A 16011-nucleotide genomic window follows, 5' to 3' on the forward strand; every position below is an offset into this window, starting at 1 on the left:
AAAAATCTATTTAGAAGGACAAAGAAAGTCAAAGTCAAAAGAGAGGTGTAAAAATGCCAAGATTGAGCAATATAATAGAAGAATTTATAAAGGAACTTTTAGAAGAAACTGAAGATGGTATTGTGGAAATTCAGAGAAATGAATTGGCTGATTATTTTGATTGCGCTCCTTCTCAAATCAACTATGTGCTTACAACTAGATTTACTCCATATATGGGGTATTATGTTGAGAGTAGAAGGGGCGGAGGTGGGTATATAAAAATTGTAAAGGTAGGAATAGATGATGATGATAATATAAATAATTTGATTGTAAATGCCATAGGAGATTCTATCACCAAAACAAAAGCCTATAGTATAATAAATAGTCTTATGGAAGAGGGCATTATAACAGAAAGAGAAGGAAATCTGATGAAAGTAGCTGTTGGAGATAGATCGCTTTCTCCTGCTACTGACAGGAATGTACTGAGGGCTAATATTTTAAAGAATATGTTATTGATTTTGTTGAAAGAATAGGAGTGATATTATGCTATGCCAAGAATGTGGGAAAAATCCTGCGACTATGCATTTTACAAAAATAGTTAATGGAAGATATAACTGAACTTCATCTTTGTGATGAATGTGCAAAGAAACATAAAGAATTTGATTTTGATACAACTTTTTCGTTTCATAAATTCTTAACAGGGCTTATAGATAATATACAAGGAGAGCCACTTAAAGAAGAAACTGTTGATATAAAATGTGATGTATGCGGTATGAGTTATTCAAGTTTCAAACAATCAGGTAAATTTGGTTGTTCTCATTGTTATGAGTCTTTTAAATCAAAACTTATACCACTGTTAAAAGAAGTTCATGGACATGATACCCATATAGGTAAAATACCTAAAAGAGCTGGAGGAGCTATTGGTATAAAAAAGGAAATTAGTAAACTTAAGAGTCAGTTAGATGTTTTAATTAAAAATGAAGAGTTTGAGAAGGCTGCAGAAGTTAGAGATAAAATAAAATCTCTTCAAAAACAAATTGAAAGTAATTAGAGGTGATAAAAATTATGAGATGGCTAGATGACAGTGGAGCAGAAAATGACGTGGTCATTAGTAGTCGAGTGAGAATTGCTAGGAACTTAGAAAATTTCAAATTTCCTCAAATAATGAGTAGACAAGAAGCAGAAGATATAAGTTTAAAAATATTAAATGTAGCAAAAAAAACTGATAGCTTTAATGATTATAAATTTTATAGATTAAATGATCTTTCTGTTTTAGAAAAGAATGTATTTATAGAAGAACATTTAATTAGCCCAAATCTTGTACAAAATCAAGAAAAGGCTAGTTTTCTTTTAAAAAATGATGAAAGCGTCACTATTATGATTAATGAAGAAGATCATCTAAGAATACAATGTCTTTCATCAGGATTAAATTTGGAAGAATTGTGGAGCACAGCTAACAATATAGATGATATTCTTGAAGAAAGTTTGGATTTCGCTTTTGACGAAAAATTTGGTTATCTTACTTCTTGTCCTACAAACACAGGAACCGGTATGAGAGCTTCTGTTATGATACATTTGCCTTCGCTAGTTTTTACAGGATATATGAACAATATTTATCAAGCATTAAGCCAAATAGGACTTACCGTTAGAGGGCTTTATGGAGAAGGAACTAGTGCTTTGGGAAATATTTTTCAAATATCTAATCAAACTACATTAGGAGAAACAGAAGAGGAAATTATTCAAAAGCTTAAGAATGTCATTATTCAAATAGCAGATAAAGAAAGAGAAGTTAGAAATAAATTGCTTAATACAAGGCAAATTGAAATAGAAGATAAGGTATTTAGATCTATGGGTACTCTTAAATATTCAAGAATTCTTTCATCTAAAGAAGCAATGTCTCTTCTTTCGGATGTAAAAATGGGAATAGAAATGGGTATAATTAAAGATATACAATCTAAAGAGATAAATAAATTAATGATACTTATTCAGCCTGCAAGTCTACAAAAATATTTCGGAACTGATTTGACTGCAGAAAATAGAGATATAAAGAGAGCCGAATTGATAAGGGAAAGAATTTAGAAGAGGAGGAATATAATGGCGATGTTTGGCAGGTTTACAGAAAGAGCACAAAAATCTATACTATTGGCTCAAGAAGAAGCACAGAGATTTAAACACAATTATGTAGGAACTGAACATTTGCTACTAGGTCTTATTGCTGAAGGTGAAGGTATTGCAGCTAAGGCATTAGCTAATGAAGGAGTAGATTTAGAGACATCTAGACAACAAGTAGTAAATATGGTTGGATACGGGAATTATGAGACTGAAATATTGGGTTTTACTCCTAGAACTAAAAAGGTATTTGAGTTAAGTTTTTTAGAGGCTAGAAATTTAGGAAACAATTATATTGGTACAGAGCATATACTTTTAGGTCTTATTGGAGAAGGAGAAGGTGTAGCAATAGCTGTTTTAAGAAATCTTGGAGTTGATATTGAAAGACTTAAATCAAATGTCATAGAAATGCTAAAAGAAAATTATTCAAAATCTAGCCAAGGTGAAACAGAAGGTACTACACCAAATTTAGATAAATACAGTAGAGATTTAAATGTTTTGGCTAAAGAAGGCAAAATAGATCCTGTTATAGGTAGAACAAAAGAGATTGAAAGAGTTATACAGGTGTTAAGTAGAAGGACCAAAAACAATCCTTGTTTGATTGGAGAACCTGGAGTAGGAAAAACTGCTATAGCTGAAGGTTTGGCACAAAAAATTGTAGAGGGCGAAGTGCCAGAAATAATTAAAGATAAAAGGGTTGTTGCGTTGGATTTGCCAAGTATGCTTGCAGGAGCTAAGTACAGAGGAGAGTTTGAGGAAAGACTTAAGGCTGTAATGAAAGAGATAAATGAATCTGGAAATGTAATTTTATTTATAGATGAATTGCATACAATAGTTGGAGCAGGTGCAGCAGAAGGAGCTATAGATGCTTCAAATATATTGAAACCTGTTCTTGCAAGAGGAGAACTTCAAGTTATTGGTGCAACTACTATAGATGAGTATAGAAAATATATTGAAAAAGATTCAGCACTAGAAAGAAGACTTCAACCTATCATGGTAGAAGAACCTACTGTGGAAGATACTATAAAGATTTTAGAAGGCTTAAGAGACAGATATGAAGCTCATCATAGAGTTAATATTACAGATGAAGCTATTCGTGCAGCAGCAGAGCTTTCAAACAGATATATTACAGATAGATTTTTACCAGATAAGGCTATAGATTTAATAGATGAAGCTGCTTCTATGGTGAGATTAAAGTCTATTACAGTACCTGAAGATTTAAAGACAATTGAAGAAAAGCTTGAAGAATTGGCTAAGGAAAAGGAAGAGGCTATAAATACTCAAAATTACGAAAAGGCTGCTAAAATAAGGGATAGGGAAAAGGAATTTAAGGAAGAATTAAGGAATGAAAAGGTTAGATGGGAGCAAGAAAAGAAATCTACAACTTTGGAAGTTAAATACGAAGAAATAGCTAAGGTTGTATCAAATTGGACAGGTGTGCCTGTAACAAAGATGACTACTGAAGAAAGTCAAAAGCTTCTAAATTTAGAAGAAATACTTCATGAAAGAGTTATAGGTCAAAATCAAGCTGTTGAGGCGGTAGCAAGTGCTGTAAGAAGGGCTAGAGTAGGTCTTAAGGATCCTAAAAAGCCTGTAGGAACTTTTATATTTGTAGGGCCAACTGGAGTTGGGAAAACTTATCTTGCAAAGGCACTGGCGGAAGCATTATTTGGTGATGAAGATGCTATGATACGTATAGATATGTCTGAATATATGGAAAAGCATTCTGTGTCTAAACTTATTGGTTCTCCACCAGGATATGTAGGATATGATGAAGGAGGTCAATTGACAGAATTGGTTAGAAGAAGACCATATTCTGTAGTTTTATTTGACGAAATAGAAAAAGCACATCCAGATGTATTCAATGCATTGCTTCAAATATTAGATGATGGAAGACTTACAGATTCCAAGGGAAGAACTGTAGATTTTAAAAATACAGTTATAATTATGACATCTAATGTAGGAGCTACGACTCTTAAAAAGCAAAATGTATTAGGATTTTCATCTGGAAAAGAAGAAGAAAAAGAAGAATATGAAAAAATAAAAGAAAATGTTACAGAGGAATTGAAACGAACATTTAGACCTGAGTTTTTAAATAGAGTTGACGAGATTATTGTATTCCATCCTTTGAGCGAAGAAAATATAAGTGAAATTGTAGATATCATGATAAAAGATTTAGAAAAGAGACTTAAGAAGATGGATATAAGTATCAATGTTAGTGAAGATACTAAAAAATATATTAGTAAAAAAGGATTTGATCCAGTTTATGGAGCTAGACCTCTAGAAAGAACTATAACCAAGATGATAGAAGATCAATTGGCAGAAGAAATACTAAAAGGCAATGTGTCTAGAGATGACAATATATTCATTGACTTTAAAGATGATAAACTCTTATTTAATAAAGAACCTGTATCTTAGATATAGGTTCTTTTATTTATAGAAGAAATATAGTAGGATATAGTTGATAGCAATTGATGAGGAGTGGTGCTATGGGGAAGACTAAAACTAAATTTGTGTGTCAAAATTGCGGATATGAAACTTTTAAATGGCTGGGTAAATGCCCATCCTGCAACGAATGGAATAGTTTTGTAGAAGAAATATATGAAAAAAAGGACAAAGTAAACATAGTACAAGGAGGTGTATCTGTAGAAAAGCTTATAGATGTTGAAATAGATGAAGAAGATAGAATAAAAACAGATATGGAAGAACTAGACAGGGTTTTGGGAGGAGGAATAGTCAAGGGTTCACTAATATTGGTTGGAGGGGACCCTGGAATAGGGAAATCTACTCTATTGATACAGGTGGCAAATCATCTTTCAAATAAAGGACTAAAAATTTTGTATGTATCTGGGGAAGAGTCGCCTAAGCAAGTGAAAATGAGAGCTGAAAGATTAAATTTAAAATCTAATGAATTATATATTTTATCAGAAACAAATTTGGATATAATAAGAAATGTAATAGAGAAAATACTGCCAGATGTGTTAATTATAGATTCTATTCAGACGGTATACAATGGTGAAATAGCTTCAGCTCCTGGAAGTGTTAGTCAAGTAAGAGAGGCTACTCATATATTGATGAAAATAGCTAAAGGAAAAGGCATTGCTACTTTTATTGTTGGGCATGTAACTAAAGAAGGGTCTATAGCAGGGCCTAGAGTTTTGGAACATATGGTAGATACAGTACTATATTTTGAAGGTGAAATGTATCAAAGCTATAGAATACTTAGAGCTGTTAAAAATAGATTTGGTTCTACCAATGAAATAGGAATGTTTGAAATGAGAGATGTAGGATTGGTAGAAGTAAAAAATCCATCGGAAGTTCTACTTTCGGGAAGACCAGAAAATTCTTCTGGAACTGTTGTAGTGCCTAGTATGGAGGGTACAAGGCCTATGCTTGTGGAAGTACAGTCCCTAGTTAGCTCCACAGCCTTTGGCATGCCTAGAAGAACAGCTATGGGAATAGATTATAATAGAGTTGTTCTGATGGTTGCAGTTCTTGAGAAAAAGATAGGGTATAATATGCAAGACAATGATGTTTATATAAATATTGCAGGAGGTCTTCAAACAAAAGAACCAGCTATAGATTTAGGAATTATAGCTTCTATAGCTTCAAGCTATAGAGACATATATATAGATTCAAATACTGTTATCATGGGAGAAGTGGGGCTTACGGGCGAAGTTAGAAGAATAAGCTTTATAGATAAGAGAATTTATGAAGCTTCGAAACTTGGTTTCGATAGAGCTATAATACCTAGTATAAATATTAAGGATTTAAACAAGATAGAAGGCATAGATGTAATTGGCGTTGGCAGTGTAGAGGAAGCATTGGAAATTGTTTTAGGAGGATAGATTATGAAAGATTCCCAAAAAGACATGTATAAATCTATGAGAATAGTAGCACCAGGAACTCTTTTAAGAGAAGGACTTGAAAGTGTAGTCAGAGCTAAAACAGGTGCTTTGATAGTAGTAGGAGATAATGAAGAGGTCTTAAAAATTGTTGATGGAGGTTTTAATATAAATAGTGATTTTACACCTGCCTATCTTTATGAACTGGCAAAGATGGATGGAGCTATAATACTCAGCAGTGACTGCAAAAAAATACTTTATGCCAATGCTCAACTCATTCCAGATCAGTCTATTTTATCAAGAGAAACAGGTATACGCCATAGAACAGCAGAAAGAGTGGCAAAGCAAACGGACACGTTGGTTATAGCTATTTCTCAAAGAAGAAATATCATTACTTTATATAAAGGAAACAACAAATATGTATTAAGAGAATCTAGCGAAATACTAGATAAAGCAAATCAAGCTATACAAACATTGGAAAAATACAAAAATGTATTAAATCAAGATATGGGGAATTTGACTGCCTTAGAGTTTGAAGATTTGGTTACAGTGTATGATATGGTTAAAGTTATTCAGAGATTGGAAATGGTCATGAGAATATCAGATGAAATAGAAAGATATATTTTGGAACTGGGAAATGAAGGAAGACTTATAAGTATGCAATTAGATGAGCTTATGAGTGGAGTGGTGGAAGATGGAATAAATATCATAAAAGACTATTCAAATTGGCCAAATAAATCTCATGACGAAATAAGAAAATCCATAAGAGAACTTTCTTCAGAGGAACTTTTAGACTTTTATACCATAGCTAGGACAATGGGCTATGATGGTGGAATTTCAGCATTAGATACAAGCATTTATCCTAAAGGATATAGGATATTAGGTAAAATACCAAGACTTCCAATAGGAGTATTGGAAAATTTGGTAAAGATGTTTGGGAGTTTTCAAAAAATATTGAAGGCTTCAACAAAAGAATTGGATTTAGTTGAAGGTATAGGTGAAGTGAGAGCTAGGACTATCAAGGAAGCTTTAAGGAGATTTCAAGAACAAATATTTTTAGATAGACACATAATATGAGAGCTAAACTGGGAAGTTCCAATTTAGCTCTTAATTTTATAACCCATGTGAAAGTTTTGTTTTTTATATAAAAAATTTTTTTATTTAAGATTATATATTCCTAGAGTTTTGAGATTGTTGTATTCATTATTAAATATATCGGACAAATTCATTCCTAATGTGTCACAAAGAGCTGCTAAATAGAACAAGTAAGAACCTATTTCTTCTTCTATTTTTTCACTACAAACTTCACATAGCTCTCCTTCTAAATGGCTTTTTAGTGATTTTTTGAGTTCTTCCAAAGATTCACTATTGTATTCTTGTTTTTTTGCATCTATTGAAATACAGCCACAAGAAGTGACGGATTTAATTACAGCTCTGTTAATTCTAGCGTTGTATTCATCTAGTTTAGTGATTATATCTAAAATGCTTTTGTGTCTTATTAGTACATTAGATGTCATTTCTTGAAAAGCATTACAGTTTATATTTGTATCTATGTTTTCAATATTTTTGTCCATTTCTCCCACCCCAGTCAAATTATTTAATTTATATTTTTATTATACTTATGTGGACAAGTCATTGTCAAATAATTCTTATATTTTATTAAATGGTTTGAGAAGAAAATTATTGAAGTAACTTTGAGTTGACAAGATATCATGCTATGTGGTAAAATAATAAATTTGACATTCATTCCCTATTATTGTATACTATTATAGTAGTGAGAATTATATTGGGAGGTTTTGTTATGTTTAATATAGGAGACAAAATTGTTTATCCTATGCATGGTGCAGGTGTAATTGTGGCTATTGAAGAAAAAGAAATATTAGGAAGAAAAAGAAAATACTATATAATGAAAATGCCTATTGGAGATATGAAAGTAATGGTTCCTGTAGATAATGTAAAAGAAATAGGTATAAGAGAGATAATAGATGACGAAGAAATAGAGCAAGTATTTGAAGTGCTAAAAGGAAGTAAGACTAAAATGCCTCAAAACTGGAATAGACGCTACAGATTAAATATGGATAAAATAAAAAGTGGGGATATTTATGAAATAGCGTCAGTAGTTAGAAATCTCATGATAAGAGATGCTGAAAAAGGGTTGTCAACGGGTGAGAGAAAAATGTTAAATAGTGCTAAGCAAATGCTTGTAAGCGAATTAGTGCTGGCAAAGGGAATAGATAGACAGCAAACAGAAACGCTAATAGATGAAGCCATAAATTGCCCTTCACTGTGAATTACCACCACTCATATAAGTGGGTTTTTACTGTTTCCTAGAACATTTTCTAGGAATTAAGTCTTATGCGTCTTTCGTAGGTTTAACTTTGGGCAGTTCCTGTCCTAGATTTAAAAAATCATATAATTATAATTTTTTGTTATATAATTTATTATTATGGAAATATATAATATTAAGGAGGAGGTGAATTTATGGTTGATAAAATTGCTAAATTTGTAATATCTTTAATAGGAGTTCTAATTGGATATGGGATTACAGCTGGATTAAAAAACATTGGAGTTTTGAGATTAGCAGATGGTGGACTTTTTGCATTTTTTGTTTTCGTCATTATAATGGCTATTTCTGGAATTATTTTCTTTTTTTTATCATCGTATTTCATAAAGGGCATACAAAAGTTCATTTATTTTTTAGAAGTGGAAATTCAAAACAGACCTGCATCTGATATTATTTTAGGTTCTGTTGGCTTGATAGTGGGGTTAATTATAGCATATCTTTTAAGTCAACCGTTTTATAACATAAAAGTCCCTTATTTAGGAGTTATAGTTTCTATTGTATTGTATTTGATATTTGGATATTTGGGTATTAAGATTCCAACTAGGAATAGGGATGATTTTACAAATTCATTAAATGGTTTTAAGAAAAATGCTAGCAAAGAAAAGGTAAAGGCTAATAGCAAGTCATCACCTAAAATATTGGATACTAGTGTTATAATAGATGGAAGAATAGCTGATATATGTAAGACTGGTTTTGTAGAAGGACCTCTTATAATACCCGAATTTGTTCTTGAAGAACTTCAACGTATTGCAGATTCATCAGATTCTCTAAAGAGAAATAGAGGAAGAAGAGGACTTGATATTTTAAATAAAATTCAAAAAGAATTAGATATAGAAGTTGTTATTTGTGATAAAAAGATTGAAGAAGTACAAGAAGTGGATTCAAAACTTTTAAAGCTTGCTCAGCAGATGAAAGGAAAAGTTATTACAAATGATTACAATTTAAATAAAGTAGCAGAAGTGCAGGGAATAGAAGTTCTAAATATAAATGAACTTGCCAATGCTATTAAACCAGTAGTTTTGCCAGGAGAAGAAATGGTAGTGCAAGTGATACGAGATGGAAAGGAAATAGGTCAAGGTCTTGCATATCTTGATGATGGAACTATGATAGTAGTGGAAGGTGGTAAAAAACATATTGGGGAGACTATTGATGTTTTAGTGACTAGTGTGTTGCAAACTTCTGCTGGGAGAATGATATTTGCTAAACCAAAATCAGTAGTAGATAGAGCGGTTTAGGGTCTAGTTTTAGACCCTAATATTTTTTGTTTTTAGGATAACATATTTTCGCAAATCTATTTCTGAATATTTTTCAATATGCTATAATGACTAAGAGGTGAAAAATATGTATGAAAACAATTTTGTTTCAGTTGTAGTAGCTGCTGCAGGCATGAGCAACAGAATGAGAAGTAGAATAAATAAGCAATTTATTTTTATTGATAATAAGCCTGTATTAGCTCATACACTGGAAAAATTTGAAATGTGCAAATATGTAGATGAGATAATTATAGTGGCTAAAGAGGACGAAATTGAATATTGCAAAAAAGAAATTGTTAAAAAATATGATTTCAAAAAGGTTAGTAAGGTTGTTAAGGGTGGAAAAGAAAGACAAGATTCTGTATATAATGGATTGCTGGCTTTAGATAAAGAGTGTGAAATAGTTTTAATTCACGATGGAGCAAGACCTTTTATAAAAGTTAAGAATATTGAAGATGGCATTGAAGGAGTAATTAAATATGGAGCTTGTGTTGTAGGAGTACCTGTCAAAGACACTATAAAAATAGTGAGTGACAACAATGATGTAATGAATACTCCTGATAGAAGTCAAATATGGGCAGCTCAAACCCCCCAATGTTTTTTAAGACATATCATTATGCAAGCTTATAAAGCTGCTTTAGATGACGATTTTACTGGAACTGATGATAGTATGCTTGTGGAGAGGATTGGAGTTGATGTAAAGATGATTATGGGTTCTTATGAGAATATAAAGATTACTACTCCGGATGATTTAATAGTTGCGGAATCCATGCTGAAAGGCAAAGAAATTATTTTTAAGAAAAGAAATTTTGTATTTGAAGGTAGATAGGGTGGTTTGTATGAGAATAGGTATAGGATATGATGTTCATAAACTGGTAGAAGGAAGAAAATTAATTGTGGGAGGAGTAGAAATTCCTCATGAAAAGGGACTATTAGGTCACTCAGATGCAGATGTCTTAATTCATGCTATTATGGATAGTATTTTAGGAGCAATGGCTTTGGGGGATATTGGAAAACATTTTCCGGATACAGACATTGCATATAAGGATATATCTAGCATGGTTCTTCTTGAGAAAGTTTATGATATAATGTTGAGTAATGGGTATGAAATTGGAAATATAGACTGTATAGTAGTGGCTCAAAGACCTAAATTTGCACCTTATATACATAATATGAGAGAAAACATAGGAAGAGTTTTAAATATATCTATAGACAACATAAGTATAAAAGCTACTACTACAGAATGGCTTGGATTTGAAGGAAGAGAGGAAGGAATATCTGCTCATTGCGTATGTATTTTGAATAAAAATTAAATTTTTATTTGACATAAAAATCTTTTTTTAGTATTATATTAATAATTAAATTAATTTAATACATTACAGTGAAGGGAAATAGTAAATATGAATGGTCAAAAGAGAGGAAATCATAAGGTGGAAGATTTCTGACCCTCTTTATATTGAACCCGTCCCTGAGTTTTTAGATTGAAAAGAAGTAGGTCTAAACGGTAGTTCCGTTATAACTTTCGAGTGGATTTAAAATGTTAAATCTATTAGAGTGGTACCGCGAAGCATACCTTCGTCTCTATTTTGAGATGGAGGTTTTTTTATTCCCAAAAAGTTAAAGGAGGAATTAGAGATGAGAATGTCTAAATTGTATTTACCAACTTTAAGAGAAGTGCCATCTGAGGCTGAAATACCTAGTCACCAATTGCTTTTAAGAGCAGGGATGATGAGAAAATTAGTTTCTGGGGTTTATTCATATTTGCCTCTTGGGTATAGAGTTATAAGAAAAATAGAGCAAATAGTTAGAGAAGAAATGGATGCTGCAGGTTCACAGGAACTTTTGATGTCTGCCATACAGCCTAAAGAATTGTGGGAAGCTAGTGGCAGATGGGATAATTTTGGTCCTGAAATGTTCAAATTGAGGGATAGGAATGACAGAGAATTTTGTTTAGGACCAACTCATGAAGAATATTTTACAAATCTTATAAAAGATGAAGTGAAGTCTTATAAACAACTTCCCTTGAATTTGTATCAAATTCAAACTAAATATAGGGATGAAAAGAGGCCAAGATTTGGTCTCATACGAAGTAGAGAATTTATCATGAAAGATGCTTATAGCTATGATAAAGATCTAGAAGGACTAGAAGAGTCTTACAAAATCATGTGGAAAGCTTATGAAAAAGTTTTCGATAGACTAAAATTATACTACAAAGTTGTTCAGGGAGATACAGGGGCTATGGGAGGAAAGGTGTCCCATGAGTTCATGGCTATGTCAGAAGTTGGAGAGGGCTTAATTGCATATTGTGACAATTGTGACTATGCTGCTACAGATGAAAAAGCTCAAGTGGTCTATAATATTGGAGAACAGGACAAAGAAGAACTAGATTGGGAAAAAGTTCATACACCAAATGCAAAGACAATAGAGGATGTAGCTTCTTTTTTCAATAGAGGAAAAGATGGATTTGCTAAAACGTTAGTATATAAGGCTAAAGACGAAGTTGTTGTAGTGGTTTTGCCAGGCAATAGAGAATTAAATGAAGTAAAATTGTGCAATTACTTGGGCATAGCAGAACATGAATTGGAATTGGCAGATGAAGAAACTGTTAAAAGAATTACAGGAGCAGAAGTTGGATTTGCAGGGCCTATAGGATTAAAAGAAAAAGTAAAACTATTGATAGATGAAAGAATAACCAAGATGAAAAACTTTATAGTAGGAGCTAATGAAACAGATTATCATATCAAGAATGTAAACTATGGAAGAGATTTCAAAGGTGAAGTTGTAAAAGATTTGTTGCTGATTGAAAAGGGCGATATTTGTCCAAAATGTGGAAAGATACTTAAGATGGATAGAGGAATAGAAGTAGGGAATATATTTCAATTAGGAACTAAATATAGTGAAAGTTTAGGTGCTACTTATTTAGATGAAAATGGCAAAGAAAAGCCATTTGTTATGGGTTCTTATGGTATAGGAGTTTCTAGAAGCATGTCAGCTATAGTAGAACAATATCATGACGAAAATGGAATCATATGGCCATTAGTTGTGGCCCCATATCATGTGATTGTAACTGTAGTGAATATAAAAAGCGAAGAACAAATAAATTTAGGAGAAAAGATATACTCTTCTTTAAAAGAAAGAGGATTAGAAGTATTAATAGATGATAGAAATGAGAGAGCAGGAGTCAAATTTAAAGATAGAGATTTAATAGGAATTCCTATCAGAATAACTGTAGGTAAAAAAGCAGGTGAGAATATTGTAGAATATTCTTTAAGAAGTAGTGATGACAAAATCGAAATACATGTAGATGAAATATTGGGTAAAATTGAAGAAGAGTTTGAAAGAGAAGGATTAAAAATAAATTAGGGCGTTTTTAACGCCCTAATTTATTTTGCGTTGGACAGTTAGAATTCGTTGAAGGAAATTAAAAAAATTAAGAAATTTAATGTGTGTTGGTATTATATTTATCGAAAAAAGCAGTATATTGACGAAAAAAGTTGTATGATAAGCATAAAAATATAGAGGATATTTGTTTACAATGTAGAATATTGATATTGAATTTAATATTGATTGTAGGTGGAAAGTCTATGTTGTATTCAATACCTTGGTATGTTGTACTATTTCAGTCTATTCCTGAGATGTTTCTTACTTTGATACTTGGATTTAAACTATTTAATTTAGATGTGGATATTAGAAAATTTTTTTTGATATCATGTATAGTTTCTATAATTGTATATTTTACGAGAAAAAATGCTACGATTTATGGGATTCACACAGCTATATTTATATTATCTTCTTTAATTTTAATAAAAATGATTTTACAAATAAAATTTACATATTCTTTTATTTGTATTTCAACTAGTTCTTTGATAAATGGATTATTACAAAGTTTAATAGTTCCAATTTTATTTGCAATATTTAAAAGTGATACAGAAAGTTTAATGCAAAATCCATGGCTAAATGTGGTTTATTTTGTTCCTTGTGGGATATTGATGGTTGAATTATATGTATATATAGATAAAAAAAAGATTTACATATTCGACTTAAAAATGTATGAAAATGATGAAAAAACTTTGTTAAAAGATAAATCAATATTGGTATTATTTACAATACTCATGCAAGGAATTCTTATTTTAGTTATAAATCAGACATTTTATTTGTTTTATAAATTTTATGGTTTAGGTAAACAGTATATTTTTATAAACTATGCTATTAGCATACAAACTATTTTTGTTTTGCTATCTATAAAAGGTCTTGGGGATGATATAGAAAATAAGATTGAAATGAATTTTTTAAAAACTCATCTCAAACAAATAGAAGGCTTGTACAATGTGTTGAGAACTCAAAATCATGAACATAAAAGACATATTCAGACCATTCAATCTATGATTTATTTAGATGAGATACAATCTGCAAAGGAATATATTGATGGTTTAAGCCAAAACTATAGTCGAACAGATGATATCATATATGTGGGGAATATGGCCTTGACAGCTCTCATAAATGAAAAGAGAAAAGTAGCAGAAATAAACAATATAGATTTTGGATTTTCCATAAATTGCATCTTAAGTAAACTGAAGATAAGTTCTTGGGATTTATGTAGTGTATTGGGAAATCTCTTGGACAATGCCTTTGAAATTGTCATGAAGAAAAAAAATGACAGACAAGTAGTATTGGCAATCAATTATGTATATGACAAATATGTTCTTGAAGTGTCTAACAATGGAGAAAAGATATCTGAAGTAGAAATAGATAAAATATTTGAGCCAGGATATACTACCAAAGGTTCAGTAGGAAGAGGATATGGATTGTTTTTGACCAAGAATCTTATAGAAAAATATGGTGGTACTATAGAGGTATATTGTCAAGAAAATACTGTTTTTCAAATAATGTTTCTATGTAAAGAAGGTGAAGTAAGTGAATAGAGATTTTGCTTTAAAAATTTCAACTAAATTAGCTAAAAAACTAGATGGAAGCAAACAAGATGTTGAAATTTGGGCTTATGGCTTGGAAATAATCTTGAATTCTGTCATTAAATTTTTAGTCATAGCTATACTATCTTTCTTTTTAGGAATTTTTCAATATACTATGTTTTGTATTGTATCTTTTGCTATTTTTCGTCATTTTGGTGGAGGGGTACATTTTAGTACTTATTTGCGATGTTTAAGTTTTGGAGTTGTAAATTTTTTGATTTCAGGGGAAATAGCTTCTTTAGACAAAGTTTTAATTGTTCATGAGATACTTTTTTATATAACATTGGCTTTAGGAGTGGCAGCTATTCTTAAATGGATTCCTGCTGATACCAAGAAAAAACCTATAAAAGAAAAAGAGAAAATAAAAAAGCAAAAAATTAAAACTACTGTTGTTTTAATATCTTGGCTAATACTTATAATATTTTTGGACAAGCACGGGAAAGACACCTATATTCCAGCTATTACATTGGGAGCCTTTGAAAGTCTTTTATTTATGACTCCTTTTGGATACTGGACGATAAATGAAATAGACAATTTTTTAAATAAAATATTTATAAAAACTGAGGAGGTGAAATAAATGATTAAAGGTATTCTTTCTATTTTCGCATCAATATTAGGGATAGTTGCTTCTACAGGAGCTAATGCTGCTAGCGTGTTTATTTTTTATGAACCAGATGTGCCTAATTGTCTAAAGAAGTAGGAGTGGATGATTTTTAATGAAATTTCTTGTTTTAGAAGACGAGGTCTATACTCGAAAATTTATCAAAAAAATCATACTGGAAAATTCTACTGAATCTGAAGTATTTGATACATCAAATAGTAGAGATGCTGTAGATATAGTTATAGCTCAAAATCCACAAATAGCTATTCTTGATATGGAACTTGAAGGCGATGATTTAAATGGTTTGGAAGTAGGTAGAATGATTCAAAAGATTAGTCCTGAAACAAAAATGGTTTTTGTCACTGGACATTCTAAGTATGCAGTATCTGCTTTTGAAGTACATCCTTATGACTATATTTTGAAACCTATAAATGTCAAGAGACTTATAGAAACCATAGTGACTTTAACTAGAAACCTAGAAAAAAATTTCATGGATGGGAAAAGAGGTATTGAGAAAATTGTAGTCAAAAATGGCCATGAGATGCTTTTTGTACCAGTAGATGATATATCATATATAGAAAAGGCTAATAGAAAGACTTTTATACATGATGGGAAAAATTTTTATTCTGTTCAAGATACTTTGCAGGAATTGGAGAAAAAATTAGGAAATAATTTTTTGCGAGTTCACAAGTCTTATATTGTAAATAAAGACAAAATAGATAAAATAAAAGAGGTTGGGGAAAGAACATATGAAATTAAGTTTTTAAATAGTCATAAGGTAGCATACATGAGCAGAACAGGATATGGGAAATTTAAAGAAGAGTTAAAAAAATGGATATTGTAAAAAAATAGTACGCCAATATTGGCGTACTATTTTTGTGCCTAATTTTACATGAAAGGTGGCTGGTTA

Annotated in this window: 16 protein-coding genes and 1 other annotated feature; of the genes, 15 read left to right on the forward strand and 1 reads right to left on the reverse strand. The window is 31.2% G+C overall.

The window, feature by feature from the left end:
• Window positions 1-53 precede the first annotated feature (53 nt).
• The 6 genes from ACFWUA_RS06810 to disA all read left to right on the forward strand — a co-directional run bounded on the left by ACFWUA_RS06810 (window position 54) and on the right by disA (window position 7010).
• Entirely contained in the window at window positions 54-512 is a 459-nt protein-coding gene (locus ACFWUA_RS06810) for a CtsR family transcriptional regulator (protein WP_072745007.1), read from the forward strand.
• A 68-nt stretch (window positions 513-580) separates the two neighbouring features.
• Window positions 581-1030 (forward strand): UvrB/UvrC motif-containing protein, encoded by a 450-nt coding sequence (locus ACFWUA_RS06815; RefSeq protein WP_416197307.1) that lies wholly within the window; start codon window positions 581-583, stop codon window positions 1028-1030.
• 14 nt (window positions 1031-1044) lie between these two features.
• Complete coding sequence (locus ACFWUA_RS06820; RefSeq protein WP_416197308.1) at window positions 1045-2058, forward strand: protein arginine kinase; 1014 nt, start codon at window positions 1045-1047, stop codon at window positions 2056-2058.
• A gap of 15 nt (window positions 2059-2073) precedes the next feature.
• Entirely contained in the window at window positions 2074-4506 is a 2433-nt protein-coding gene (locus ACFWUA_RS06825) for an ATP-dependent Clp protease ATP-binding subunit (protein ID WP_416197309.1), read from the forward strand.
• Window positions 4507-4577: 71 nt separating this feature from the next.
• Window positions 4578-5936 (forward strand): DNA repair protein RadA, encoded by a 1359-nt coding sequence (gene radA / locus ACFWUA_RS06830; RefSeq protein ID WP_416197310.1) that lies wholly within the window; start codon window positions 4578-4580, stop codon window positions 5934-5936.
• 3 nt (window positions 5937-5939) lie between these two features.
• Window positions 5940-7010 carry a DNA integrity scanning diadenylate cyclase DisA gene (gene disA / locus ACFWUA_RS06835; protein WP_416197311.1) on the forward strand — a complete coding sequence of 357 codons (1071 nt, stop codon included), beginning with the start codon at window positions 5940-5942 and terminating at the stop codon, window positions 7008-7010.
• Between the two features lie 80 nt (window positions 7011-7090).
• Here disA and ACFWUA_RS06840 read toward each other — a convergent pair whose 3' ends face one another.
• Entirely contained in the window at window positions 7091-7507 is a 417-nt protein-coding gene (locus tag ACFWUA_RS06840) for a DUF1573 domain-containing protein (protein WP_416197312.1), read from the reverse strand.
• A gap of 227 nt (window positions 7508-7734) precedes the next feature.
• Between ACFWUA_RS06840 and ACFWUA_RS06845 the strand changes: the two genes are divergently transcribed.
• The 9 genes from ACFWUA_RS06845 to ACFWUA_RS06885 all read left to right on the forward strand — a co-directional run bounded on the left by ACFWUA_RS06845 (window position 7735) and on the right by ACFWUA_RS06885 (window position 15945).
• Window positions 7735-8223, forward strand: coding sequence for a CarD family transcriptional regulator (locus tag ACFWUA_RS06845; RefSeq protein WP_416197313.1), 489 nt, complete (start codon window positions 7735-7737; stop codon window positions 8221-8223).
• Window positions 8224-8414: 191 nt separating this feature from the next.
• Complete coding sequence (locus ACFWUA_RS06850; RefSeq protein ID WP_416197314.1) at window positions 8415-9512, forward strand: PIN/TRAM domain-containing protein; 1098 nt, start codon at window positions 8415-8417, stop codon at window positions 9510-9512.
• 106 nt (window positions 9513-9618) lie between these two features.
• Complete coding sequence (gene ispD / locus ACFWUA_RS06855; protein WP_416197315.1) at window positions 9619-10359, forward strand: 2-C-methyl-D-erythritol 4-phosphate cytidylyltransferase; 741 nt, start codon at window positions 9619-9621, stop codon at window positions 10357-10359.
• Between the two features lie 10 nt (window positions 10360-10369).
• A complete protein-coding gene (ispF, locus tag ACFWUA_RS06860) occupies window positions 10370-10843 on the forward strand; it encodes a 2-C-methyl-D-erythritol 2,4-cyclodiphosphate synthase (protein ID WP_416197316.1) in 474 nt (157 codons plus the stop codon).
• Window positions 10844-10902: 59 nt separating this feature from the next.
• Window positions 10903-11116 (forward strand) — a binding site (T-box leader).
• A gap of 49 nt (window positions 11117-11165) precedes the next feature.
• A complete protein-coding gene (locus ACFWUA_RS06865; protein WP_416197317.1) occupies window positions 11166-12893 on the forward strand; it encodes a proline--tRNA ligase in 1728 nt (575 codons plus the stop codon).
• Between the two features lie 221 nt (window positions 12894-13114).
• On the forward strand, window positions 13115-14452 hold the full coding sequence (locus ACFWUA_RS06870) for a sensor histidine kinase (protein WP_416197318.1): 1338 nt from the start codon (window positions 13115-13117) through the stop codon (window positions 14450-14452).
• Complete coding sequence (locus tag ACFWUA_RS06875; RefSeq protein WP_416197319.1) at window positions 14445-15077, forward strand: accessory gene regulator ArgB-like protein; 633 nt, start codon at window positions 14445-14447, stop codon at window positions 15075-15077. The genes ACFWUA_RS06870 and ACFWUA_RS06875 overlap by 8 nt, the downstream gene beginning before the upstream one ends.
• Window positions 15078-15200, forward strand: coding sequence for a cyclic lactone autoinducer peptide (locus ACFWUA_RS06880; protein WP_416197320.1), 123 nt, complete (start codon window positions 15078-15080; stop codon window positions 15198-15200).
• Window positions 15201-15216: 16 nt separating this feature from the next.
• On the forward strand, window positions 15217-15945 hold the full coding sequence (locus ACFWUA_RS06885) for a LytR/AlgR family response regulator transcription factor (protein ID WP_416197321.1): 729 nt from the start codon (window positions 15217-15219) through the stop codon (window positions 15943-15945).
• Window positions 15946-16011: the final 66 nt, after the last annotated feature.

Source organism: Sporanaerobacter sp. (genome assembly GCF_047830725.1).
Classification (GTDB): domain Bacteria; phylum Bacillota; class Clostridia; order Tissierellales; family Sporanaerobacteraceae; genus Sporanaerobacter.

Excerpts from the sequence above, each read along its gene's own strand:
- ACFWUA_RS06820 (WP_416197308.1), top strand. The coding sequence starts at position 1,045 with ATGAGATGGCTAGATGACAGTGGAGCAGAAAATGACGTGGTCATTAGT.
- ACFWUA_RS06825 (WP_416197309.1), top strand. The coding sequence starts at position 2,074 with ATGGCGATGTTTGGCAGGTTTACAGAAAGAGCACAAAAATCTATACTA.
- disA (WP_416197311.1), top strand. The coding sequence starts at position 5,940 with ATGAAAGATTCCCAAAAAGACATGTATAAATCTATGAGAATAGTAGCA.
- ACFWUA_RS06885 (WP_416197321.1), top strand. The coding sequence starts at position 15,217 with ATGAAATTTCTTGTTTTAGAAGACGAGGTCTATACTCGAAAATTTATC.
- ACFWUA_RS06845 (WP_416197313.1), top strand. The coding sequence starts at position 7,735 with ATGTTTAATATAGGAGACAAAATTGTTTATCCTATGCATGGTGCAGGT.
- ACFWUA_RS06865 (WP_416197317.1), top strand. The coding sequence starts at position 11,166 with ATGAGAATGTCTAAATTGTATTTACCAACTTTAAGAGAAGTGCCATCT.
- ACFWUA_RS06880 (WP_416197320.1), top strand. The coding sequence starts at position 15,078 with ATGATTAAAGGTATTCTTTCTATTTTCGCATCAATATTAGGGATAGTT.
- radA (WP_416197310.1), top strand. The coding sequence starts at position 4,578 with ATGGGGAAGACTAAAACTAAATTTGTGTGTCAAAATTGCGGATATGAA.
- ACFWUA_RS06840 (WP_416197312.1), bottom strand. The coding sequence starts at position 7,507 with ATGGACAAAAATATTGAAAACATAGATACAAATATAAACTGTAATGCT.
- ispF (WP_416197316.1), top strand. The coding sequence starts at position 10,370 with ATGAGAATAGGTATAGGATATGATGTTCATAAACTGGTAGAAGGAAGA.
- ACFWUA_RS06870 (WP_416197318.1), top strand. The coding sequence starts at position 13,115 with ATGTTGTATTCAATACCTTGGTATGTTGTACTATTTCAGTCTATTCCT.
- ACFWUA_RS06810 (WP_072745007.1), top strand. The coding sequence starts at position 54 with ATGCCAAGATTGAGCAATATAATAGAAGAATTTATAAAGGAACTTTTA.
- ACFWUA_RS06850 (WP_416197314.1), top strand. The coding sequence starts at position 8,415 with ATGGTTGATAAAATTGCTAAATTTGTAATATCTTTAATAGGAGTTCTA.
- ispD (WP_416197315.1), top strand. The coding sequence starts at position 9,619 with ATGTATGAAAACAATTTTGTTTCAGTTGTAGTAGCTGCTGCAGGCATG.
- ACFWUA_RS06815 (WP_416197307.1), top strand. The coding sequence starts at position 581 with ATGGAAGATATAACTGAACTTCATCTTTGTGATGAATGTGCAAAGAAA.